Origin of the sequence: Kitasatospora sp. NPDC001547 (assembly GCF_042894165.1) — a bacterium.
Taxonomy (GTDB): Bacteria; Actinomycetota; Actinomycetes; order Streptomycetales; family Streptomycetaceae; genus Kitasatospora.
Window position 1 is genome coordinate 34,243 of sequence record NZ_JBIAVL010000002.1, and the last position, 20,984, is coordinate 55,226.

The window sequence follows — 20,984 nt, forward strand, 5'->3', positions numbered from 1 at the left end:
ACCGGGCCCGCCCCCTTGTGCGGTGAACGGCGGATGGACTAAACCTCTCTCTCATCTGGTCCAGACCATTTGACGCCGCCTCAGAGAACAGGTCCGGTATGCCCACTCGCGCCTCAGCCCTGCTCGCCGCCGCCACCGTCGCCGCGCTGCTCGCCGCCCCCGCCACCGCCGACGCCGCCGACGGACGGCACGGCCCGAAGCTGAAGGGCCAGCGGGTCGGCTACTTCACCCAGTGGGGCGCCGACAGCTCCGCCAAGCGGGTCCAGGAGTCCGGCCAGGCGGCCAAGCTCACCGTCATCAACTACGCCTTCGGCAACGTCTCCGCCGAGGGCACCTGCTTCGAGAGCAACGAGCCCGGCCAGAGCGACGCCCGCAACGACTACCAGCGCCCCTTCTCCGCCGCCGAGTCGGTGGACGGCGTGGCCGACGCCCCGGGCCAGCGGTTGAAGGGCCACTTCAACCAGCTGCGCAAGCTCAAGGCGAAGAACCCCCAGCTGCGCACCGTCATCTCGCTCGGCGGCTGGAGCTGGTCCAAGTACTTCTCCGACGCGGCGGCCACCGACGAGGCCCGCAAGAAGTTCGTCTCCTCCTGCATCGACCTCTACCTCAAGGGCGACGTGCCGGTCCTGGCCGACTCCCCGGAGGGCGGCCCGGGCTCGGCCGCGGGCGTCTTCGACGGCATCGACATCGACTGGGAGTACCCGGGCGGCGGCGGGGACGCCGGCAACGTGGTCCGCCCCGAGGACGGCCGCAACTTCACCCTGCTGATGCGGGAGTTCCGCGACCAGCTGGACGCGCTGGGCGGCCGGAAGGGCAGGCACTACCTGCTGACCGCCGCCGTGGCCGCCAACGAGACCGTCGCCGACCGGCTCGAACTGCCGCTGCTCAGCGAGTCGGTGGACTGGCTGAACGTGATGACCTACGACCTGCACGGCCCGTGGGAGGGCAAGGGGCCGGCCAGCCACCAGGCCCCGCTGTACTCCGACCCGGCCGACCCGGACCCGCGCGGGCGCAGCGCCGACAAGGCCGTCGTGCACTACCAGGAGCGCGGCCTGCCCTCCGAGCAGCTCGTCCTGGGCGCCCCGCTGTACGGCCACGGCTGGACCGGCGTCGCCCCCGGCACGCGCGGCGGCCTGTTCCAGAGCGCCACCGCGGCCGCGCCCGACCACTCGTACCAGGAGATCAACGCGCTGCCGGGCAAGGTCTACCTGGACCGCGACCACGGCGCGTCCTGGAAGTACGACGGCACCACCTTCTACAGCTACGACACCGCCGAGGTGCTCACCCGGAAGGCGCGGTACACGCGCTGGAACGACCTGGCCGGGGTGATGGTCTGGTCGCTGGACGGGGACGACGCCCAGGGCAGCGCGATCGCCGCGCTGGACCGCGGCCTGCGCCGCGACTGACCGTTCCCCACCCCCCGTACCCAGGGCCCGCCGCGGACGCACCCGCGGCGGGCCCTGTCACGCGGTCGGCGCGGCCGGCTCCGCGCGCGGGCCCCGGGGCTGCCGGGCGGGCGGCGGGGAGCCGTCCAGGATGCCGCTCTGCGCGGTCAGATAGGCGAGCTGGGCCCGGCTGTTGCTGCCGAGGATCTCCGACACCTTCTTGAGGTGGCTCGCCACGGTCCGCGAGCTGATGCCGAGCCGGCTGGCGATCGCCGCGTCCGTGTAGCCGTCCACCATGAGCTGGAGCACCCGCAGCCGGGTCTCGTCGGTGAGCAGCGGTGGGCGCTGGTGGTCGCTCTCGTAGACGACCGGTGCGGCCCGCTCCCAGGCGTGCTCGAAGACCGACGCCAGGAAGTGCACCACGCCGGAATCGGTGATCTTGAGCGCGTGGTTGTGGTGCTCCAGCTCCTTGTCCGGGATGAAGGCCACCGAGCGGTCGCAGATGATGAGCCGGTCGAACACCTCATCGACGGTCCGCACCTCGATGCCGGCGTCGGTGACGGCCTTGATGTAGTCCAGCGTCGGGTAGTGCGCCCGGACGGAGTGCTGGTAGAGCGTGCGCTGGCGGACCCCCCGTTTCTGCGCGTCCAGCGCCAGGACCAGCGATCTGGCGAGGACGTCGGTCGGCCGGCTGCCGCCCGGGTGCGCGGTGAGCAGCTCCCGCTCGGTCGCCTGGGTCGTCTCCGCCACCGCGGCGGCGATCACCGCCGCGCCGCCGAGCCGCTGGACGGTGTCCCCGCCCTCCCTGCGCAGCGTCCGGTAGACGCTCTCGACCTGGGACATGGCGGTCCGGATCGCGGCCACCTGCTGCTGCTGTTCGAGGATCTGCTGCTCCATCGGGTGCAGCAGGGCCGTGGTGGCGACCTCGGGCGGGACCGGTACCAGGACCGACGGATCGCCCAGCGCCGCCGTCAGCAGCCCCAGCTCGGTCAGGCACGCCGGCGGTGCCGCGGTCGGAGCCCTCCCCAACAGCACCGCCTTGCGGTAGAACGTGATCCCCTCGTCACATGGCCCGGGGTTAGCCTCCGGGCCGCCGGCGTCTGATATGTCGCACATGTGCCACCCCCTTCGGAATCTTGCAGTGCACGATCCTGAGCCATCGGATCTCTTCTGGCAAGGACCCATTCCCAGGCATTCTCTCTGTGTGCCGGGGAAACCCCCGGCGCTAACGGAGAGATCTATCTAGGGGTGGATGGAAATGAAGATCATGCGGTTCCCGGGTCGAATCCTCGCGTCCGTCGTTATGGCCGCCCTCGCGGTGATCGTCGTTTCCGCCGCGCCGAGCGTCTCCGGCAGCGCCCCCACCGCTGCCGTCAGCGACGCCGCGCTCCTGCCGGGCGACCCCGGCTGGGCCTGATCGACCGGCGGGAATCCGCCGCCCCTGGACAGTATCGCCGATCCGCGGACCCGCGGGAGTGCTGCGAATCACGTTTCGCCTATTTCGGCGTGCCGACATTCAGAAGGAGAGAGAAATGACCGCTGCGATTGCCGTACCGAAATGCCTGGTGTGCGACACCGACTTCGAGGTCGACGAGGCCTGGGAGCGGGGTGAGGTGACCGAGTGCGCGGCCTGCGGCCAGGAGCACGAGGTCGTCGAGAAGTCCGAGGCCGGCGTCCGCCTCGACCTGGCCCCCGAGGTGGAAGAGGACTGGGGCGAGTGACCTCCCCCGGCCGAGTCCTGCTGTCGGCCACCATGCTCCGCCCCGAGGAGAAGCTCCTCCTCGGGGCGTTGCGTGGGGAGGGTCTGACGGCGACTCCACTCCTGATGGAGGATCTGTCCGAGGTCGTGGCGGGTCACACCGACCCGCCGGGCCTGGCCCTGATCCGCAACCTGTCCCACCGGGACGCGATCAGCGTCTCGTGCCGCCTGGAACACGCCGGGATCACCACGCTCAACCGCGCGTCGACCATCGAGACCTGCAACGACAAGGGCCTGCAGGCGCTGCTCTTCGCCCGGCACGGAATCCCCCACCCGCTCACCCGGCACGCCTTCAGCTACGACCAGGTCCGTGCGATCGTGGCCGAACTGGGCATGCCCGCGGTGGTCAAGCCGGTCAGCGGCTCCTGGGGGCGCGGCGTCACCAAGCTCGCGGACGACGCGTGCCTGGAGGCCTGGGCCGCCGGGCGCGAGTCCGTGGACGCCGCGGGGAAGCTCTTCCCCGTCATCGTGCAGAAGTACATCGACAAGCCCGGCCACGACCTGCGCGTGGTCGTCGTCGGGGGCACCCCGGTCGTGGCGATCCAGCGGGTCTCGGACGACTGGCGCACCAACACCCACCTGGGCGCCGAGGTCCGGCGCGTCGACGTCACCCCGGAGATGGAGAAGCTCTGCGGCCAGGTCGTCGACGTCCTCGGCCCCGGCTTCTACGGGGTCGACCTGGTGGAGGACCGCACCACCGGTGAACTGCTCGTCCTGGAAGTGAACGCCAACCCCGAATTCGCCCGCTCCTCCGCCCTGCACGGAGTGAACGTCGCCGGCCACCTCGCCACCTATGTCGCGGGGCAGCTGGCGGCCGCGGCCGTGTGACCCGGAGAGGATCCATGGAACTGTTCGACACCGCGACGGTGCTCGCCCGCGTGCTCACCTCGGGCGTGGTCATGAGCATCGAGAAGAGCGACCGTGAACTGCCCGCGCTGGAGCGGCTGCTGACCAAGCGGACCGGCCGTGCCAAGGCCGTCCTGCTGAACAGCCGGACCGGTGCCCTGCACGCGGCCCTGGCCGGTCAGGGCATCGGCCACGGCGACACCGTGTCCCTGTCCGAGCCGGACGAGGCCACCGTGGCCTTCCTGGGCTGGCTCGGCGTCACCGTCGAGGGGCAGGCCCCGGCCGCCTTCGACTTCGTCTCCCTGACCCCCGAGAACGCCGGCCGGCTGGACGAGCTGACCGCCGGGGCCACCGCCCCCGCGCTGGTGGTGGACCTGAGCGGGCTCGGCTTCGGCCCGGCCGCCGCCGTGCTCACCGACGACGAGCGGCTCTGGGCCCGGGCCGAGCGGCTGAAGATCTTCGGCGCCTACGACCTGCGCACGATGTGGACCCAGCAGGAGGCCGACGCCGAGCTGGTGCCAGGGGTCCAGTTCAACTACCGGCTGAGCCCCCTGGTGGCCGGTTGCGTACGGATGGCCCTCACCCACGCGGCGCGCCCCGCCGCCGCAACCTCCGGAGCACGCTGATGATCACCGACTTCCCGAATTCCCCACTGCCCCTGCCCACCGCCGCCGACCTCGCCGACGAGCTCGCCGCCCTCGGCGGCGGCGCGATGATCCCCAAGGCTCAGCGCCGCACGCTCTTCCCGATCATCACCAAGGAAGACGTCTTCAACCTGATGCTCGCCCAGCGGCAGTCGCCCGACAAGGTCGTGGCCGACTTCGCCGAGGCGTACCGCGCCTACGTCGGCGCCGAGTACGCCCTGCCCACCGCCAGCGGCACCTCCAGCCTGCACATGGCCCTGGTCGGCGCCGGCGTGCAGCCCGGCGACGAGGTGATCGTCCCGGCGTTCACCTTCATCGCCACCGCGCAGGCCGTGGTCGCCGCGCACGCGATCCCGGTGTTCGTTGACATCGACCCCCGCACGTACTGCATGGACCCGCAGGCCGCGGCCGCCGCGATCACCCCGCGGACCAGGGCGCTCATGCCGGTGCACGTCCACGGCCTGCCCGCCGACGTGTCCGCCCTGCGCGCCCTGGCCGACCAGCACGGCATCGCGCTCGTCGAGGACGCCTCGCACGCCCACTCCGCCAAGATCGGCGACCGGGTGGCCGGCTCCTTCGGCGACGCCGCCGGCCAGAGCCTGATGGCCGACAAGAACTTCCCGCTCGGCGGCGAGGGCGGCATCGCCTTCTACGCCACCGAGGAGGCGTACCGTCGGGCGGTCGACTACCTGGAGCGCCACGCCATCGACTACGGCATGTCCTGGGTGGCCGCCGCCTTCGGCACCAGCCAGCTGGCCCGACTGCCGTACTACGACGAGATCCGGGCCCGCAACGCCGCCCTGCTCGGCGAGGCCCTGGCGGGGACCGGTCTGTTCACGCCGCCGCACGTCCCGGAGGGGCACGTGCACGCGTACAACATGTACCGGACCACCCTGCACCCGGAGGCCGTCGGCCTGGAGGACCTGCCGGTGCACGCCGTCAAGGAGGCGGTGCACGAGCTGCTGGTCGCCGAGGGCGTGCCGGCCCGCGAGTGGCAGAACACCCCGATCCCGTGCCACCTGCCGTTCCAGCACCGCGACGGCTTCGGCAACGGCTACCCGTTCTCGCTCAACCCGGACGCCGTGCGCGACCACCGGCCCGAGGACTTCCCGGTCACCCTGGGCATGCTCGACAGCACCCTGGTGCTCTGCCGCGAGCTGCGCTCCCCGGTCGAGTACGAGCGGATCCTGCGCTACGCGGACGCCTTCCGGAAGGTCGCCCGGCGCCCGGACGCCATCCGCAAGCTCGTCGAGAGCGGCGACTACCGCCGCCCGTGGGAGAAGGCGGCCCGCCTTGGCTGACGAGAAGATCCGCGTCGCCGTCATCGGCGCGAGCGGCTACACCGGCGGCGAGGTGATCCGGCTGCTGCTCGAACACCCCGGCGTGGAACTCGCGTTCCTCTCCGCGGAGCGCAACGCCGGCGCCACGGTCGGCAGCGTCCACCCCTGGCTGCGCAACCACCCGAGGGCCGGCTCGCTCACCCTCCGGCCGCTGGCGCAGCTCGCCGAGGCCGGCCCCGTCGACGTCGCCTTCGGCTGCCTGCCGACCGGCACCCTGCCGGAGCAGCTGCCGCTGATCGCCGACAACGCCAAGCGGGTGCTCAACCTGGGCGGCGACTTCCGGCTGCGCGACGGCGACGACGTCCGCACCCACTACCCGAAGACCGCCGCGAACCCGCCGAGCGAGGAGTTCGCCTACTACGTCCCCGAGCTGAGCCCCGGGATCCCGCAGGAGCGGTTCATCAGCCTGCCCGGCTGCATGGCCGTCACCACCATCTACGCGCTCTACCCGATGTTCGCCGCCTCGCTCGCGACCGACCGGGTCGTGGTCGACGCCAAGACCGGCTCCACCGGGAGCGGTCGCGGCGGCGGCGAGCCGCACGCCGAGCGCAGCGGCAACATCCGGGTGCACAAGCTGCACGGGCACCGGCACGCCCCGGAGGTCCAGCAGGCGATCGCCGACCTCACCGGCGCCGCCGTGGACCTGCGGTTCTCCACCCACAGCCTCGACGTGTCGCGCGGCATCATGGTCACCGCGTACACCGAACTGCGGGACGGCGTCACGGCGTTGGACGTCAAGCGGGCCTACGCCAAGGCGTACCTCGGCAAGCCCTTCGTCCGGGTCCGGCCGGCCCCCAAGGCGGCGCAGGACTTCCCGATGCTCAAGGCGGTCGTCGGCTCGAACGTCGCCGAGGTGGCGGTCGCGGTCCGCGGCAACCAGTGCGTCGCGGTGGCGGCCCTGGACAACCTGGTCAAGGGCGCGGCCGGGCAGGCGATCCAGGCGATGAACCTGATCTTCGGCCTGGACGAGACGGCCGGACTGCCCACCACGGCGGTGTCGCCATGAGCCGCCCGCTGTACGTGGTCAAGGTCGGCAGCGCGACCCTCGACCACGGGACGATCCACAAGGAGCTGGCCGACCTGGTGGCCCGGGGCGCCCGGGTGCTGCTGGTCGCCGGCGGTGCCACCGGCATCGAGACCCACTACCGCGCGATCGGCCGCCCGATGCCGCAGCTGCGGCTCGCCAACGGCGACGAGGTGCGCTACTGCCCGCCCGAGGAGATGGCCCACCTGGTCGACGCCTACGAGCGGGTCACCCTGCCCGCCGTCGAGCGGGACGCCCGGGCCCTCGGGCTCGGCGTCTTCACCGCCGTCGCGGCGCGCGGCGCACTGGTGACCGGGCGGGCCAACCGCCCGCTGAAGGCGCTGTCCGCCGAGGGCCGGCCGATCGTGGTCCGCGACCACCGGGCCGGCGTGCCCGCCCGGGTGGACACCGAGCGGCTGAACGCCCTGCTCGACAGCTACGACCTGGTCTGTCTGTCCGCGCCGGTCGCCGACCCGGACGGCGGCGCCCCGCTCAACGTCGACGCCGACGTGCTCGCGGCGGTCCTCGCCAACGCGCTCGACGCCGACCACCTGCGGCTGGTCACCGGCACCGCCGGACTGCTGACGGACAAGGACGACCCGCGCTCCACGCTGGCCGACGCCTACCCGGGCGACGGAGCGCGGTACGCCGCGGGACGCATGCGGCAGAAGGTCCGCGCGGCCGAGATCGCCCTGGAGGGCAGCGCCGACGTGGCCATCACCGGGCCGCACACCATGGCCGAGCCGGCGAACTGGACCAGGTTCTGGCGGGTGCGCGAGCCCTCCGCCGACCTGAGCCTGCTGACCCGGGTCGTCTCGGTGCCCTCGGTCTCCGGCGACGAGGCCGAACTCGCCACCCTGCTGGCCGAGTGGTGCCGGGAGCGCGGCATGGACGCCGCCGTCGACGAGGTGGGCAACCTCGTCGCCAGCCGCGGCATCGGCCCCCGCCGGCTGCTGCTCCTCGGCCACCTCGACACCGTGCCGCACCGCTGGCCGGCCGAGTGGCGCGAGGGCGAACTGTGGGGCCGCGGCAGCGTCGACGCCAAGGGCAGCCTGGCCAGCTTCCTGGAGGTGCTCGCCCACGCGGACATCCCGGAGGACGGCCAGCTGTGCGTGGTCGGCGCGGTCGAGGAGGAGATCTCCTCCTCCAAGGGCGCCTTCCACGTCCGGGACCACTACCCGGCCGAAGCGGTCGTGATCGGCGAGCCCAGCGGCGCGCAGAAGCTGACGCTCGGCTACTTCGGGCTCTTCAAGCTCAAGGTGACGGCGTCGGTGCCCAGCGGCCACTCGGCCGGACAGGACGCGGTCTCCGCCCCCGACCTCCTGATCGAGGCGCTCGGCGGCATCCGGACGGCGGTGCTGGCCGAGGCGACCGACGCGCTGAGCGCGGTCATCGAGATCAGCAGCGGGACCGGACGCGAGCACAACCACGCCACCGGGATCCTCAACTTCCGGGTGCCGCCCACCGCCGACCTCGCCGCGTTGCGCGCGGCCGCGCTCGACCAGGTCCGCCCCGGCGTGGCCGTCGAGGTGCTGCGGGCCACCCCCGGCTACGTGGGCGGCCGCTCCAGCCCGCTGGTCAAGGTCTTCACCCGGGCCTTCGCGGACGCCGACATCCGGCCCCGCTTCGTCGTGAAGAAGGGCACGTCGGACATGAACACGCTGGCCACCACCTGGCACGACGTGCCCATGGTGGCGTACGGCCCCGGCGACTCCTCGCTGGACCACACCGACGAGGAGCGGATCGGCGCCATGGAGTACCGCACCGCCCGCTCGCTGCTCGCGGACGCCGTCAACCGGTGGTTCGCCCTGCCCGAGGGGAGCCGTCGATGAGCGCGGTGCTCGCCCCGCCGCGGGCCGAGGACAGCCTGCTGGCCGTCCTCACCGACCGGGCCGTACGGGCCCGCCGGCTCGTGGTCGACATGGCCGCCGGGCCGCGCGGCTGCCACCTCGGCGGCAGCCTGTCCGTCCTGGACATCCTGATCGCCGCGCTGCACCGGGCCTCGGCCGGGGACGGCACCGAGGTCGTGCTCAGCAAGGGGCACGCCGCCGCAGGCCTCTACGCGGCCCTGCACGTCAGCGGCGTCCTCCCGGACGACCCGACCCCACGCTACGGCCTGGCGGGCGAGCCGTTCACCGGCCACCCGGGCCCCAAGGTCCCGGGCGTGCGCTTCCCCACCGGGAGCCTCGGCCACGGCGTCCCGTACGCCGCCGGCTGGGCGCTGGCGCGCAAGCTCGGCGGCCGGAGCGGTCTCGGCATCGCCGTCGCGGGCGACGGCGAGCTCCAGGAGGGCCTGGTCTGGGAGACCTGCCAGGTCGCCGTGGCCCAGGAGCTGGGCAACTTCGTGCTGGTGGTCGACCGCAACGGCGGCCAGAACGACGGCCTGGTGGCCGACATCTCTCCGCTGCCCCGGCTCGCCGAGCGGTTCGCCGCCTTCGGGTTCGAGGTCGTGGAGACCGACGGGCACGACCTGGCGGCGCTCACCGCACTGCTGGCCGGCGACCGCGCCGGGGCCCGCAGGCCGCTGGCCGTCATCGCGGCCACCGTCAAGGGGAAGGGCGTGCCCGCCGTGGAGGGCAAGGCCGGCTCCCACTACGTGACCATCGACGCCACGCGCGCCGCCAAGTGGAAGCGAGCGATCCGATGACCCTCTCGGGCCGTGACGCCTACCGCGACGAGCTGACCGGGCTCGCCGCCGAGGACGACACCATCGTCTGCCTGGAGGCGGACCTCGGCGGCAAGGGCCACCCGTTCCAGGCCGCCCACCCCGACCGCTTCTTCAACCTCGGCATCGCCGAGGGCGCCATGGTCGACATGGCGGCCGGCCTCGCCGCGGGCGGGTACAAGCCCTTCGTCAGCACCTTCGCGCCCTTCGCGGCGCTGCGCGCGGCGGAGAGCCTCAAGCTGACGCTGGGCTACCTGAACGCCGGGGTCACCGTGGTGGCGCCCTACGCGGGCGTCTCCGGCGCCTGGTTCGGCACCACCCACCACTGCCTGGAGGACCTCGCCGTCCTGCGCAGCATCCCGGGCGTGGTCATCGCCGCCCCCTACGGGGAGGCGGAGATGCGGGCGGTGGTCCGCGAGGCCGTGCGCTCCGGCCGGCCGCACTACATCCGCACCGGGCGCAACGCCCAGTACCGCTCGCTGGACTGGGAGGGCGCGCAGCCGCCGCTGGTCAACTGGGAGTTCCGGGCCGATCCGGGCGAGGTCTGCCTGGTGTCGGTGGGGGAGGAGGGCACCCGCCTGGCGCTGGCCGCGCGGGAGGCCCGGCCCGGCCCGGCCCACGCCCACCTGGTCTACCTGGACCACCCGAACCTGGCCCGCGCCGCGGCCGAACTGTCGCGCCACCACCGGCGGTTCGTCGTGGTCGAGGAGCACCGCGCCCAGGGCGGGGCGGCCGAGGCCCTCGCGCTGCTGATGCCCGGCTGCGAGGTCACCGCGGCGAGCGCGGACCTGACCTGGCCCTCCACCGGCGGCGACCACGAGGAGGTCATGGCCGCGGTCGGACTCTCGCTGCCCGCCGTGCTCTCGGCGGTGGCCCGGGCCGGCGGCGCCGGCCGGCTGCCGGCCTCCGTCGGAGCCTGCGTCCGCTGAGCGGGCGCCCGGAACCCCTGCGCCGTCCGTCCGAACACCCCGGACGACCCGTCACCCCCCTTAGCCACAGCCTGACAAGGAGCACAGCCATGCACATCCTCATGATCGAGTGCAACCCGAACGGGATCGCCGGTATCGCCAACGCCCTGGAGCTGGGGCACGACGTCACCCTGGTCTCGGTCGACCCCGACTTCTACCTCAGCGTCTCGCCGCTGACCGAGGCGGCCTACGCCCACCCGAACTGCCAGGTCGTCAAGAGCGAGCAGGCCTTCTCCATCGACGAGCTGATCGACCTCGCCCAGCAGCTGCACGCCGACAAGCCGATCCACGGCGTCACCACCTACAGCGAGTACCACACGGTGCACACCGCCGCCGTCGCCGAGGCGCTCGGCCTGCCGGGCATGAGCGTCGACGGTGCCCGCAACGCCCGCCACAAGCACCTCACCCGCACCGTCCTGGACGGCACCGGCGTCCGCCAGCCGCGCTTCGCGGTGGCCACCGACCCGGCCGAGGTGGAGGCCGCCGTCCGCGAGGTCGGCTTCCCCTGCGTGGCCAAGCCCTCCGACGGCACCGCCAGCCTCCACGTGCTGCACCTCAAGGACGAGTCGGACCTGCGCGACTACCTCGCCGAGCTCGCCCAGGTCGCCGACTACGGCCGCGGCGTCGTGCGCATCCCGGAGATCGTCATCGAGGAGTTCGTCCCCGGCGAGCTGATCTCCGTCGAGTCCTGCGTGCTCGCCGGGGGAGAGGTGGTCAACCTCGGCCTGACCGACCGGTCGCTCAGCGGGTTCCCGTACTTCATCGAGATGGGCCTCACCTACTTCAGCGGCCACCCGCTCCAGGACGAGCTGTTCGCCGCCACCACCGCCGTGCTGAACGGCCTCGGCGTGGACTTCGGCTTCATCCACACCGAGTGGCTGCTCGGCCCGGACGGCCCGGTGCTGTGCGAGGTCAACGGCCGCCTGGCCGGCGGGATCGTGCCGACCCTGATGGAGATCAGCTCCGGCGTGGACCCGTACCTGGAGGTGATCCGCCTGGCCCTGGGCGAGCGTCCTGAGCTGGCCTTCCCGCGCGAGACCACCGCCAGCGGCCACTGGTTCGGCTCCCCGGTCGCCGGGACGGTCGAGTCCATCGGGTTCGACGCCCTCACCGACCTGCCCGGCTTCCACAGCGCCCTCGGGTACAAGAAGCCCGGCACGGCCATCAACCGGCTCTCCCGCAGCAACTTCGACTGGATCGGCCACGTCATCTTCACCGGCGGGGACCGGGACGAGGCCGCCAAGCGCTGCCAGGACGGCCTGGACCGCATCGACCTGCGCCTGTCGGTCGAGGTGGCCCGGTGAGCGCGGCCACCCCCGAGCAGCGGCGGCCCGCCGTGCTGTCGGGCGTGGCCGTCCCCGCCCTGGACGCCGAGGCGCTGTTCGACGTGACGGTGGAGGACGGGGTCTTCACCCGGATCGAGCCCTCGGGCACCCGCCGCGGCGACGAGCCGGAGCTGTGGCCCGGCTACACCGAGACCCACGCCCACATCGCGCTGCCCGCCAACTTCGACGACACCGCCGAGGACCCGCGGATCATCGCCCTCCAGTACCTCTACCACGGCGTCACCCACGTGGTGGACATGTTCGGCTTCCCGATGGTGGCCGACGCCTGGGAGGCCGGCCGGGCCGAATCGGCCCTGCCGTACCCCGAACTGGTCCACTGCGGCTACGCGGTGACGGCGATGACCAACGCGGCCGGCCTCTCCGGCCACGGCGTGGAGTTCCCGACCCCGGTGTACATGCTCGCGGTCGAGGCCGACCTCGACCAGGCGCTGCGCAACAACGCCGAGCGCGGCGCGACCTTCCTCAAGGTCATGTTCACCGACGGCACCGAGCAGCCCGGCTCCCGGGTGCGCTTCTCCCGCCTCTCCGAGCGGGTGCTGCGGTTCACCGCGCGGATCGCCGCCGAGCGCGGCATCACCGCGGTGATCGACTGCAACACCCTGGAGGAGACCCGCTGGGCCTACGACTGCGGCTTCCGGCTCTTCGCCCACACGGTCCGGGACCGCACCCTCGGCGACGCCGAGTGGAAGGACCTCGCGGGCGCCCGGTTCGTCTCCACCCTGTCCGGCCTGCGCCCGATGGTCATGACCGCCGACGACTTCCTCGCCGAGTACGGCCGCGAGGGCTTCGCCGAGACCCAGGACATCCGCAACCTGGACGCCGTCCGCGGCCTGGAGCAGCCGTACGGGATCACCTACGGCCTCCAGGAGACCCGCACCGGCGCCCTGGGCGACATGCGCCGCAACGCCCTGGCCGCGCTGCGCGAGGGCAACCTGCTGGTCGGCACCGACTCGGGCAACACCGGTGCGTACCACGGCTACTCGCTGCTCGGCGAGCTCGACCTGCTGCGCGGGGACGACCCCTCGCTCGCCACGGCGCTGCGCCACCAGGCCACCGTCGGCGGCCGGCGCTACTTCGACGAGCTGCGCGGCGAGTCCGGCGCCGCCCACCCGATCAGTGTCGGGGCGCCGGCCACCTACAACCTGCACGCCCCCGGCCGGCCGCTCTCGGCGCTGCCCACCGCCACCGTCGTGCGGGGCACGCCGGTCGACCGCCCGGCGGTCGCCCGGACCGTCGCCGCGCTCCGCGCCGCGGCCGGGACGACGACGGACGAGACGAAGGAGAGGGCCGCACTGTGACCGTCGACCGCAGGCGGGCGCTGATCGGCGTCAACGCCGGCATCCTCCTCGCGAACACCGGCAGCTACATCTGGTTCCCCGTGCTGGTGGCCTCGCTCGGCGGGGTGGACAGCGGCTTCTGGGCCGGCGTCGTGATGGCCATGACGTACGTCGGGCGGCTGCTCGCCACCTTCTTCTACGAGGGCGTCGCGCTGCGCATCGGCATCCGCGGTGCGGTCTTCCTCGGCACCGCCCTGGAGGCGGTGGCGCTGGGCCTGATGGGCTTCGGCAGCGGGGTGTTCGTCTACGCCGTGCTCGCCTTCTTCATCGGCTTCGGCTCGGGCACCTCCTTCCCCGGCCTGAAGAACGTCCTGGCCTCCTATCCGGACGACGAGCGCCCCAAGGCCTTCTCGACCTTCCAGATGGCCGGCCAGGTGGGCGTGTTCGGCGGGGCCATGCTGGGCGCGGTGCTGGCCGACGTCGAGCTGAGCACCCTGTTCTCGGTGGTGTTCGCGATCTTCCTCGCGTTCTGCCTGGCGGCGTCGTCCTTCATCCCCCGGGACGGCTTCCAGGCGCCGGCGCCGGCGGAGCCCGCCGCCGGGGCCGCCCGCGGGCCGCTGTTCTCCACGGCGGTGTTCAAGGGCATCGACATCCGCGGCGCCACCCGCTACTTCCTGCTGTCGTCGGTGTTCTGGTTCCTGTCGATCGGCTTCATCGTCGGCATCCCGCTGCACATGGAGCGGTACGTGCCGCAGTGGGCGCCCTCCGCGCCGTTCTGGATCACCGGGCTGAGCATCCTGGTGCTCCAGTACCCGGTGTTCAAGTTCCTGATCGGCCGGCTCGACCCGGCCGTGGTGATGGCGATCGGCCTCACCGGCATGACGGTGGCGTTCACCGCCCTCGGGGCCGGGCGCGGCGCCGCCTGGGTGGTGGTCGGGGCGCTGACGGTGGTCCTGGGCGAGATCCTCTTCGTGCCGTCCTTCGACATGTGGATCGCTCGCAAGGTCCCCGAGCGTCAACTCGCCAAGGCGATGGGGGCGATGCACTTCTTCCGCAGCGCCGGGAACATGGCAGGCTCGGTGCTCGCGGGTGTGCTGTTCGACCTGTCGCGCTCCGCCGGGGTGCCGGGCGCCAACTGGTACGTGGACGCGGTGGTCGCCGTCGGCTGCGCGGTGGCCTGCCTGGTGGGCCGGAAGGAGGGCGGCGCGGCCGGGGCGTCCCGGAAGGCGCAGGACGACTCGTCCGACGCCGTGGGCGCCGCGTCCGCCTGACAGAACCCGAGCGGTCGCGCGTCGCGGCCGCGGACGGAACGAGAGAGAAAGAGACAGGAAAGAGCAGATGGCTGACATTTGCGTCATCGGGGGGACCCGCTACTTCGGCAAGCTGCTGGTGCGCCGGCTGCTGGCGGCGGGCCACCGGGTCACCCTGATCACCCGCGGCCGGACCCCGGACCCGTTCGGGGACTCGGTCCGACGGCTGCGCGCGGACGTCAACCGCCCCGGCGAGCTGGCCGAGGCGGTGGCCGGGGAGCGGTTCGACGCCGTGGTGCACCAGATGTGCTACACCCCCAACGCCGCGGTGGAGGCCTGCGAGGCCTTCGGGGACCGGGCCGGCAAGCTGGTGCTGACCAGCACCATAGAGGTCTACAACAAGGACACCTTCCGCGGGCCGGTCGCGGCACCGGAGTTCGGGCCGCTCGCCCGCGAGGAGGAGCTCGACCCGGCCGGGTACCCGTACGACCTGACCCTGCCCTGGCAGGACGACGACTACCTGGAGGCCAACTACGGCGAGGGCAAGCGCCAGGCCGAGGCCGCGGTGACCGACCGGGCCCGGGTGCCGGTGGTGCTGGCCCGGGTGGCCCACGTGCTGGCCGAGGAGGGCGACTTCACCGGCCGCTACCGCTTCCACGTCGACCGGGTCCGGGACGGGCGGCCCGTGGTGGCCCACGCCCGGCCGGGCCGCACCTCGCTGGTGCGGGCCGAGGACGCGGCCGGCTTCCTCGCCTGGGCGGCCGTGAACGAGGTGACCGGCGCGGTCAACGTGGCCTCCCCGGACACCGCCGACGTCTACGATGTCGTTGCCTCGGTGGAGGGGGCGACCGGGCTGAAGGCCCAGGTGATCGAGAAGGAGGACCCGGCGGGCGATCCCGACCTGTCCCCGTTCTCCTGCCCGGCCGACTTCGCGATGTCGGCCGACCGGGCCGCCTCGCTCGGCTACCGGTTCACCCCCATCGCCGAGTGGCTGCCCGAGCTCGGCCGGGCCGCGGCCGCCGAGACCGATCCCACCACCGCCAAGGAGCAGTGATGTTCGACCTCATCGTCATCGTCAGGGTCACCGAGCCGGACGGCGTCCCGGCGGTCGCCGACGCCCTGGCCCGGATGCGGCCGCTGTGCCTCGCCGAGGACGGCTGCGTCAGCTGGGAGGCGTACCACTCGCAGGACGACCCGGGCCGCTTCGTCCTGGTCGAGCGCTGGGCGACCCGGGAGGCCTGGGAGGCGCACGACGGTGGCGACGCGATCCAGAAGGTCTACATCCCGGACATCCTGCCGCGGGTCGAGCGCGAGGTGCACCCCAGCGTCCCGGTGTCCGCGTTCGCCGGCTGAGCGCCCCGCGCCGCGGACGGCGCGGGCCCCGACCTCTCCCCGGGTTCCGGGAGCGGTCGGGGCCCGCGGCCTGTCGGCGCAACGCCCGTACGGCACGAGGCCGTTGCGGCGCGGCGCAACGGCCTCCTGCGGCTCGTCAGGACCGGTCGCAGGCCTGCGCCCGCAGCGCGCGGGCCAGGTCGTCCCGGCGCTCCAGCACCAGGCGGCGCAGCGCCGGCGCGGCCTGCGGGTGCCCCGCGAGCCAGGCGTCGGCCTCGGCCAGGGTCTGCCCGTCGGTCTGGGCGATCGGGAAGAAGCCGCCGACGATCCGCATCGCGATCTCGATGCTCCGCTCGGCCCAGACCCGCTCCAGCAGCTTGAAGTACGGCGCCGCGTAGAGGGCGGCCAGATCGCGCTGGGCCGGGATCGAGAAGCCGGCGGTGTTGGCCTCGACCAGGGCGCTCGGCAGCTCGTCCGAGTCGATCACGGCCGACCAGGCGGCGGCCTTGGCCTCCGCGGTGGGCCGGGCGGCCAGGCACTGGGTGTGGTGCCGCTTGCCGCTCGCGGTGTTGTCCGCGGCCAGCTCGGCGGCCAGCTCCTCGTCGGTGGCCTGGCCGGCCGCGGCCAGCGCCAGCCACAGCGACCAGCGCAGGTCCTGGTCGACCTCCAGGCCGTCGATCCGGGCGCTGCCGGCCAGCAGGCCGCGGACCAGGCCGAGGTGCTCGGCGCCGCCCGCGGTCTGGGCGAGGAAGCGGGCCCAGGCCAGCTGGTGGTCGCTGCCGGGGACGGCGCCGCGCAGTTCGCGCAGGGCGCCGTCGGCGAGCAGCCGGCCGCCCTCGGCGCGCCAGGCCGGGTCGGCATACAGGTCGACGGCGGTCTTGGCCTGGGCGTGCAGCGACTGGAGCACGCCGATGTTGCCCTCCTGGCCGGCGAACCGCAGCACCAGGGCGACGTAGTCGCGGGCCGGCATCAGGCCGTCCCGGGTGAGGTTCCAGACCGCGGACCAGGTCAGCGCCCGGGCCAGCTCGTCGCGGATGTCGCCGAGGCCGGCGCGCAGGTTCTCCAGCGACTCCTCGTCGAAGCGGATCTTGCAGTAGGTCAGGTCGTCGTCGTTGAACAGCACCAGCGCCGGGCGGGGCAGGCCGGCCGCCTCGGCGACGACCGTCCGGGCGCCGGTGACGTCCAGTTCGATCCGCCCGGTGCGCACCAGGGCGCCGTCGGCGTCCCGGTCGTACAGGCCGACCGCGATCCGGTGCGGGCGCAGCACGTCGCCGTCCTGGAGCACGGCCAGCTCGGTGATCCGGCCCTCGGCGTCGGTGGTGACCTGCGGGGTGAGCGCGTTGACCCCGGAGGTCTGGAGCCAGGCGGCGGCCCAGGACTTGAGGTCGCGGCCGCTGGTCTCCTCCAGCACCTCCAGCAGGTCGCCCAGCTCGGTGTTGCCGAAGGCGTGGCGCTTGAAGTAGCGGCGGGCGCCCTCGAAGAAGGCCTCCGAACCGACGTACGCCACCAGCTGCTTGAGGACGGAGGCGCCCTTGGCGTAGGTGATGCCGTCGAAGTTGAGCTTGGCGTCCTCGAGGTCCCGGATGTCCGCGGTGATCGGGTGGGTGGTGGGGAACTGGTCCTGCCGGTAGGCCCAGGCCTTGCGCTGGTTGGCGAAGGTGACCCAGGCCGAGGAGTAGCGGGTGCGGGCGCCGATCAGGCCGTAGGAGCCCATGAAGTCGGCGAAGGACTCCTTCAGCCACAGGTCGTCCCACCAGCGCATGGTGACCAGGTCGCCGAACCACATGTGCGCCATCTCGTGCAGGATGACGTTGGCCCGGGCCTCGTAGGCGGCGTCGGTGACCTTCGAGCGGAAGACGTACTCCTCGCGGAAGGTGACGCAGCCGGGGTTCTCCATCGCGCCGATGTTGTACTCGGGGACGAAGGCCTGGTCGTACTTGCCGAAGGGGTACGGGTAGTCGAACTCCTCGTGGAAGAAGTCGAGTCCGAGCTTGGTGACGCCGAGGATCTCGTCCGCGTCGAAGTACGGGGCCAGCGACCTGCGGCACATCGCGGAGAGCGGGATCTCCAGCGCGGTGCCGTCGGCCAGCTCGCGGCGGTAGTGGTCGCGGGCGACGTGGTACGGGCCGGCGACGACGGCGGTGAGGTAGGTGGAGATCGGCCTGGTCGGCGCGAACTCCCAGGTGCGGGCCCCGCCGTCGGCGGCGACGGTCTCGTGCGGGGCGTTGGACCACACGTCCCAGGCGGCCGGGGCGGTCACGGTGAAGGTGAACGGGGCCTTCAGGTCGGGCTGCTCGAAGTTCGCGAACACCCGGCGGGCGTCGGCCGGCTCGTAGTGGGTGTAGAGGTAGGTCTCGCCGTCCACCGGGTCGACGAAGCGGTGCAGGCCCTCGCCGGTGCGGCTGTAGGCGCAGTCCGCCTCGACGGTCAGCACGTTCTCGGCGGCCAGGCCGTCGACGTGCACCCGGGCGCCGTCGTAGGCGGTGGCCGGGTCGAGGGCGCGGCCGTTGAGGGTGACCGAGCGGACGGCGGGGGCGAGCAGGTCCAGGAAGGTGTCCGCACCGGGCCGGGAGCAGCGGAACGTGACGGTGGTGGTGGAGCGGAAGGTGCCGGCCGCCTGGTCCGGGGCCGAGGTCACGTCCAGCCGGACCTGGTAGCCGTCCACGGCCAGGATGCTGGCCCGCTGCTGCGCCTCGTCGCGGCTGAGGTTCTTGCCAGGCACGGCGGTACTCCTTTGTCCGGCTCGCACGGTGGTGCGCCTGTGGGTGGTGCGGTCTCGGCGCGGGGGTGTGCTCCGCGCGCGGGGTCATCCTTTCACGGCCCGTACGGTCGGTACCATTGCACAGACCGCCGCGTCCGCTCCGGAATCAGCGGCGCCGGGCGGGTGTTGGCGTCCCGGGGACGGAACCCCTCCCCGCCACGGACCGCCTCGCGAAGGACACCCGCAGTGACGACAGCCGCTGAGCGCAAGACCGCCGACTTCTGGTTCGACCCCGCCTGCCCGTGGGCGTGGATGACGTCCCGCTGGCTGATCGAGGTCCAGCAGCTGCGCCCGGTCGACGTGCGCTGGCACGTGATGAGCCTGTCGGTGCTCAACGAGCACCGGGACCTCCCGCAGGACTACCGGGACTTCCTGGAGAAGGCCTGGGGCGCGGTGCGGGTCTGCGTCGCCGCCGCCGAGCAGTTCGGGCCGGAGGTGCTGGGCCGGCTCTACACCGAGCTGGGCGTGCGCTTCCACAACCAGGGCCTGCCGCAGAACCGGGAGACCGTCACGGCCGCCCTGCTGGCCGCGGGCCTGCCCGCCGAGCTGGCCGACGCGGCCGGCACGGACGCGTACGACGAGGCCCTGCGCGCCTCGCACAAGGAGGGCATCACCCTGGTCGGCGAGGACGTCGGCACCCCGGTGATCGCGGTCGAGGGCGCGGACGGCGAGCGGGTGGCCTTCTTCGGCCCGGTGGTCACCCCGGCCCCGAAGGGCGAGGCCGCGGCCCGGCTGTGGGACGGCACCCTGCTGGTCGCCTCCACCCCGGGCTTCTACGAGATCAAGCGCACCCGCACGGCCGGCCCCTCCTTCGAGTAGCCCCGCAGACGCGGCAGGGCCCGGTACCGCACCGGTACCGGGCCCTCGCCGTGCCTGCGACCGGAAGGTCAGCGCAGCGCGGCGGCGTCCCGGCGCTGCTTGAGCAGCCCGGCGACGGTGAGCACCGCGACCAGCACGCCGGCCGCGTACAGCTGCTCGCGGTTGCCCTCGGTGGTGGTCATCAGGGCGAGGATGCCGGCCACCGCGGCCATCGCGATCCAGGTCAGGTACGGGAAGCCCCACATCTTCACGGTGAGCAGCTCGGGCGCCTCGCGCTCCAGCCGGCGGCGCATCCGCAGCTGGACGACGCAGATGAACAGCCAGACCACCAGGATCGCCACGCCGGTGGTGTTCATCAGCCAGGTGAAGACGGTCTCCGGCCAGAACTTGGCGGCCAGCACGGCGCCGAAGCCGAACAGACAGGACATCAGCACGGCTCTGCGCGGCACCCCGCCGCTGACCTTGGCCAGCGCCTTGGGGCCCTGGCCGCGGCCGACCAGCGAGTACGCCATCCGGGAGGCGCCGTAGATGTTGGCGTTCATCGCGGACAGCAGCGCGACCAGCACCACCACCTGCATGATCGTTCCGGCGGCGGGCACCCCGAGGTGGCTCAGCACGGTGACGTACGGGCCGTCGGAGACGACCGCCGGGTCCTTCCAGGAGACCAGGGTGACCACCAGGGCCATCGAGCCGATGTAGAAGATCGCGATCCGCCACACCGCGGTGCGCACGGCGTTGGCGACGTTCTTCTGGGGGTCGTCGGACTCGGCGGCGGCGATGGTCACGGTCTCCAGACCGCCGTACGCGAAGACCGAGGCGAGCAGGCCGATGATCAGCCCGTCGACGCCGTTGGGCAGGAAGCCGCCCTGGCCGGTGAGGTTCGCGGTGCCGGGGGCGCCGGGGCCGAGCACGCCGGCGATGCCGAGCCCGCCGAGGACCAGGAAGGTGATGATCGCGGCGACCTTGATCGCGGCGAACCAGAACTCGAACTCGCCGAAGTTCTTCACCGCGGTGAGGTTGCTGGCGCAGAAGAAGACCATGAACAGGCCGACCCAGACCCAGGCGGAGACGCCGGGTATCCAGCCGTTGACGATCTTCCCGGCGGCGGTGGCCTCGGCGGCGACGCCGCAGCAGAGCATCACCCAGTACATCCAGCCGGCCGTGATCCCGGCCCAGGGGCCGATCTCCTTCTCGGCGTGCACCGAGAACGATCCGGAGGCGGGACGGGCGGCGGACATCTCACCGAGCATCCGCATGATCAGCATGACCAGGAGGCCGGAGAGCGCGAACGCCAGGATGATCGCCGGGCCGGCGGCCGCGATTCCGGCGCCGGAGCCGACGAAGAGGCCGGCGCCGATCACGCCGCCGAGGGCGATCATGGACAGGTGGCGCTGCTTCAGCCCGTGGGAGAGCTGCTGGCCACCCGGCGCCGGGCCCGCGGCCGGCTGGGTGCCGTCGGGAGTCCCGGTCGCCGGTGGGGCGGAAGTGGGGGCCATAGGGGTGGTTCCAGACTGTGCGGTATGCGACATGAGCTGTCCAATATCCGGCGGCACCGCTGTCCATGCCAA

General features: G+C 72.9%; 19 protein-coding genes. 16 read left to right on the forward strand and 3 right to left on the reverse strand.

Features of this window, described 5'->3' with window-relative positions:
• Positions 1-98 precede the first annotated feature (98 nt).
• Positions 99-1,406, forward strand: a complete 1,308-nt coding sequence (locus ACFY0X_RS02925; protein WP_387748138.1) for a glycoside hydrolase family 18 protein — start codon at positions 99-101, stop codon at positions 1,404-1,406.
• A 57-nt stretch (positions 1,407-1,463) separates the two neighbouring features.
• Here the strand turns inward: ACFY0X_RS02925 and ACFY0X_RS02930 are convergent, their stop codons facing one another.
• A complete protein-coding gene (locus tag ACFY0X_RS02930; RefSeq protein WP_387748140.1) occupies positions 1,464-2,501 on the reverse strand; it encodes a LuxR C-terminal-related transcriptional regulator in 1,038 nt (345 codons plus the stop codon).
• Between the two features lie 136 nt (positions 2,502-2,637).
• On the opposite strand from ACFY0X_RS02930, the gene ACFY0X_RS02935 reads away from it, so the two are divergent.
• The 14 genes from ACFY0X_RS02935 to ACFY0X_RS03000 all read left to right on the forward strand — a co-directional run bounded on the left by ACFY0X_RS02935 (position 2,638) and on the right by ACFY0X_RS03000 (position 15,857).
• Positions 2,638-2,802, forward strand: a complete 165-nt coding sequence (locus ACFY0X_RS02935) for a hypothetical protein (RefSeq protein WP_387748142.1) — start codon at positions 2,638-2,640, stop codon at positions 2,800-2,802.
• 115 nt (positions 2,803-2,917) lie between these two features.
• Complete coding sequence (locus ACFY0X_RS02940) at positions 2,918-3,106, forward strand: lysine biosynthesis protein LysW (protein WP_049648974.1); 189 nt, start codon at positions 2,918-2,920, stop codon at positions 3,104-3,106.
• Positions 3,103-3,972, forward strand: coding sequence for a RimK family alpha-L-glutamate ligase (locus tag ACFY0X_RS02945; RefSeq protein WP_387748144.1), 870 nt, complete (start codon positions 3,103-3,105; stop codon positions 3,970-3,972). Before ACFY0X_RS02940 ends, ACFY0X_RS02945 begins: the two co-directional genes overlap by 4 nt.
• A 14-nt stretch (positions 3,973-3,986) precedes the next feature.
• On the forward strand, positions 3,987-4,616 hold the full coding sequence (locus tag ACFY0X_RS02950) for a degT/DnrJ/EryC1/StrS aminotransferase (protein WP_387748146.1): 630 nt from the start codon (positions 3,987-3,989) through the stop codon (positions 4,614-4,616).
• Positions 4,616-5,935 (forward strand): DegT/DnrJ/EryC1/StrS family aminotransferase, encoded by a 1,320-nt coding sequence (locus tag ACFY0X_RS02955; RefSeq protein ID WP_387748148.1) that lies wholly within the window; start codon positions 4,616-4,618, stop codon positions 5,933-5,935. Before ACFY0X_RS02950 ends, ACFY0X_RS02955 begins: the two co-directional genes overlap by 1 nt.
• Positions 5,928-6,980, forward strand: coding sequence for an N-acetyl-gamma-glutamyl-phosphate reductase (gene argC, locus ACFY0X_RS02960; RefSeq protein WP_387748150.1), 1,053 nt, complete (start codon positions 5,928-5,930; stop codon positions 6,978-6,980). The genes ACFY0X_RS02955 and argC overlap by 8 nt, the downstream gene beginning before the upstream one ends.
• Complete coding sequence (locus tag ACFY0X_RS02965) at positions 6,977-8,830, forward strand: M20/M25/M40 family metallo-hydrolase (protein ID WP_387748152.1); 1,854 nt, start codon at positions 6,977-6,979, stop codon at positions 8,828-8,830. The genes argC and ACFY0X_RS02965 overlap by 4 nt, the downstream gene beginning before the upstream one ends.
• The gene (locus tag ACFY0X_RS02970; protein WP_387748154.1) at positions 8,827-9,645 is read left to right on the forward strand and encodes a transketolase; all 819 of its coding nucleotides are present in this window, start codon (positions 8,827-8,829) and stop codon (positions 9,643-9,645) included. Before ACFY0X_RS02965 ends, ACFY0X_RS02970 begins: the two co-directional genes overlap by 4 nt.
• A complete protein-coding gene (locus ACFY0X_RS02975) occupies positions 9,642-10,592 on the forward strand; it encodes a transketolase family protein (RefSeq protein ID WP_387748156.1) in 951 nt (316 codons plus the stop codon). Before ACFY0X_RS02970 ends, ACFY0X_RS02975 begins: the two co-directional genes overlap by 4 nt.
• 89 nt (positions 10,593-10,681) lie before the next feature.
• Positions 10,682-11,935 (forward strand): ATP-grasp domain-containing protein, encoded by a 1,254-nt coding sequence (locus ACFY0X_RS02980; protein WP_387748158.1) that lies wholly within the window; start codon positions 10,682-10,684, stop codon positions 11,933-11,935.
• Positions 11,932-13,275, forward strand: a complete 1,344-nt coding sequence (locus tag ACFY0X_RS02985; protein ID WP_387748160.1) for a hydrolase — start codon at positions 11,932-11,934, stop codon at positions 13,273-13,275. The genes ACFY0X_RS02980 and ACFY0X_RS02985 overlap by 4 nt, the downstream gene beginning before the upstream one ends.
• On the forward strand, positions 13,272-14,525 hold the full coding sequence (locus ACFY0X_RS02990; protein WP_387748162.1) for an MFS transporter: 1,254 nt from the start codon (positions 13,272-13,274) through the stop codon (positions 14,523-14,525). The genes ACFY0X_RS02985 and ACFY0X_RS02990 overlap by 4 nt, the downstream gene beginning before the upstream one ends.
• 67 nt (positions 14,526-14,592) lie before the next feature.
• Positions 14,593-15,558, forward strand: a complete 966-nt coding sequence (locus tag ACFY0X_RS02995) for an NAD-dependent epimerase/dehydratase family protein (protein ID WP_387748164.1) — start codon at positions 14,593-14,595, stop codon at positions 15,556-15,558.
• The gene (locus ACFY0X_RS03000; RefSeq protein WP_387748166.1) at positions 15,558-15,857 is read left to right on the forward strand and encodes a putative quinol monooxygenase; all 300 of its coding nucleotides are present in this window, start codon (positions 15,558-15,560) and stop codon (positions 15,855-15,857) included. The genes ACFY0X_RS02995 and ACFY0X_RS03000 overlap by 1 nt, the downstream gene beginning before the upstream one ends.
• A 136-nt stretch (positions 15,858-15,993) precedes the next feature.
• On the opposite strand, the gene pepN is transcribed toward ACFY0X_RS03000, so the two are convergent.
• Positions 15,994-18,558, reverse strand: a complete 2,565-nt coding sequence (pepN, locus tag ACFY0X_RS03005; protein ID WP_387748168.1) for an aminopeptidase N — start codon at positions 18,556-18,558, stop codon at positions 15,994-15,996.
• 225 nt (positions 18,559-18,783) lie between these two features.
• On the opposite strand from pepN, the gene ACFY0X_RS03010 reads away from it, so the two are divergent.
• Positions 18,784-19,416 carry a disulfide bond formation protein DsbA gene (locus ACFY0X_RS03010; protein ID WP_387748170.1) on the forward strand — a complete coding sequence of 211 codons (633 nt, stop codon included), beginning with the start codon at positions 18,784-18,786 and terminating at the stop codon, positions 19,414-19,416.
• A gap of 68 nt (positions 19,417-19,484) precedes the next feature.
• Here ACFY0X_RS03010 and ACFY0X_RS03015 read toward each other — a convergent pair whose 3' ends face one another.
• Positions 19,485-20,912 carry an amino acid permease gene (locus tag ACFY0X_RS03015; RefSeq protein ID WP_387748172.1) on the reverse strand — a complete coding sequence of 476 codons (1,428 nt, stop codon included), beginning with the start codon at positions 20,910-20,912 and terminating at the stop codon, positions 19,485-19,487.
• Positions 20,913-20,984 lie beyond the last annotated feature (72 nt).

Excerpts from the sequence above, each read along its gene's own strand:
- ACFY0X_RS02925 (WP_387748138.1), top strand. The coding sequence starts at position 99 with ATGCCCACTCGCGCCTCAGCCCTGCTCGCCGCCGCCACCGTCGCCGCG.
- ACFY0X_RS02930 (WP_387748140.1), bottom strand. The coding sequence starts at position 2,501 with ATGTGCGACATATCAGACGCCGGCGGCCCGGAGGCTAACCCCGGGCCA.
- ACFY0X_RS02935 (WP_387748142.1), top strand. The coding sequence starts at position 2,638 with ATGGAAATGAAGATCATGCGGTTCCCGGGTCGAATCCTCGCGTCCGTC.
- ACFY0X_RS02940 (WP_049648974.1), top strand. The coding sequence starts at position 2,918 with ATGACCGCTGCGATTGCCGTACCGAAATGCCTGGTGTGCGACACCGAC.
- ACFY0X_RS02950 (WP_387748146.1), top strand. The coding sequence starts at position 3,987 with ATGGAACTGTTCGACACCGCGACGGTGCTCGCCCGCGTGCTCACCTCG.
- ACFY0X_RS02955 (WP_387748148.1), top strand. The coding sequence starts at position 4,616 with ATGATCACCGACTTCCCGAATTCCCCACTGCCCCTGCCCACCGCCGCC.
- ACFY0X_RS02965 (WP_387748152.1), top strand. The coding sequence starts at position 6,977 with ATGAGCCGCCCGCTGTACGTGGTCAAGGTCGGCAGCGCGACCCTCGAC.
- ACFY0X_RS02970 (WP_387748154.1), top strand. The coding sequence starts at position 8,827 with ATGAGCGCGGTGCTCGCCCCGCCGCGGGCCGAGGACAGCCTGCTGGCC.
- ACFY0X_RS02975 (WP_387748156.1), top strand. The coding sequence starts at position 9,642 with ATGACCCTCTCGGGCCGTGACGCCTACCGCGACGAGCTGACCGGGCTC.
- ACFY0X_RS02980 (WP_387748158.1), top strand. The coding sequence starts at position 10,682 with ATGCACATCCTCATGATCGAGTGCAACCCGAACGGGATCGCCGGTATC.
- ACFY0X_RS02995 (WP_387748164.1), top strand. The coding sequence starts at position 14,593 with ATGGCTGACATTTGCGTCATCGGGGGGACCCGCTACTTCGGCAAGCTG.
- ACFY0X_RS03000 (WP_387748166.1), top strand. The coding sequence starts at position 15,558 with ATGTTCGACCTCATCGTCATCGTCAGGGTCACCGAGCCGGACGGCGTC.
- ACFY0X_RS03015 (WP_387748172.1), bottom strand. The coding sequence starts at position 20,912 with ATGGCCCCCACTTCCGCCCCACCGGCGACCGGGACTCCCGACGGCACC.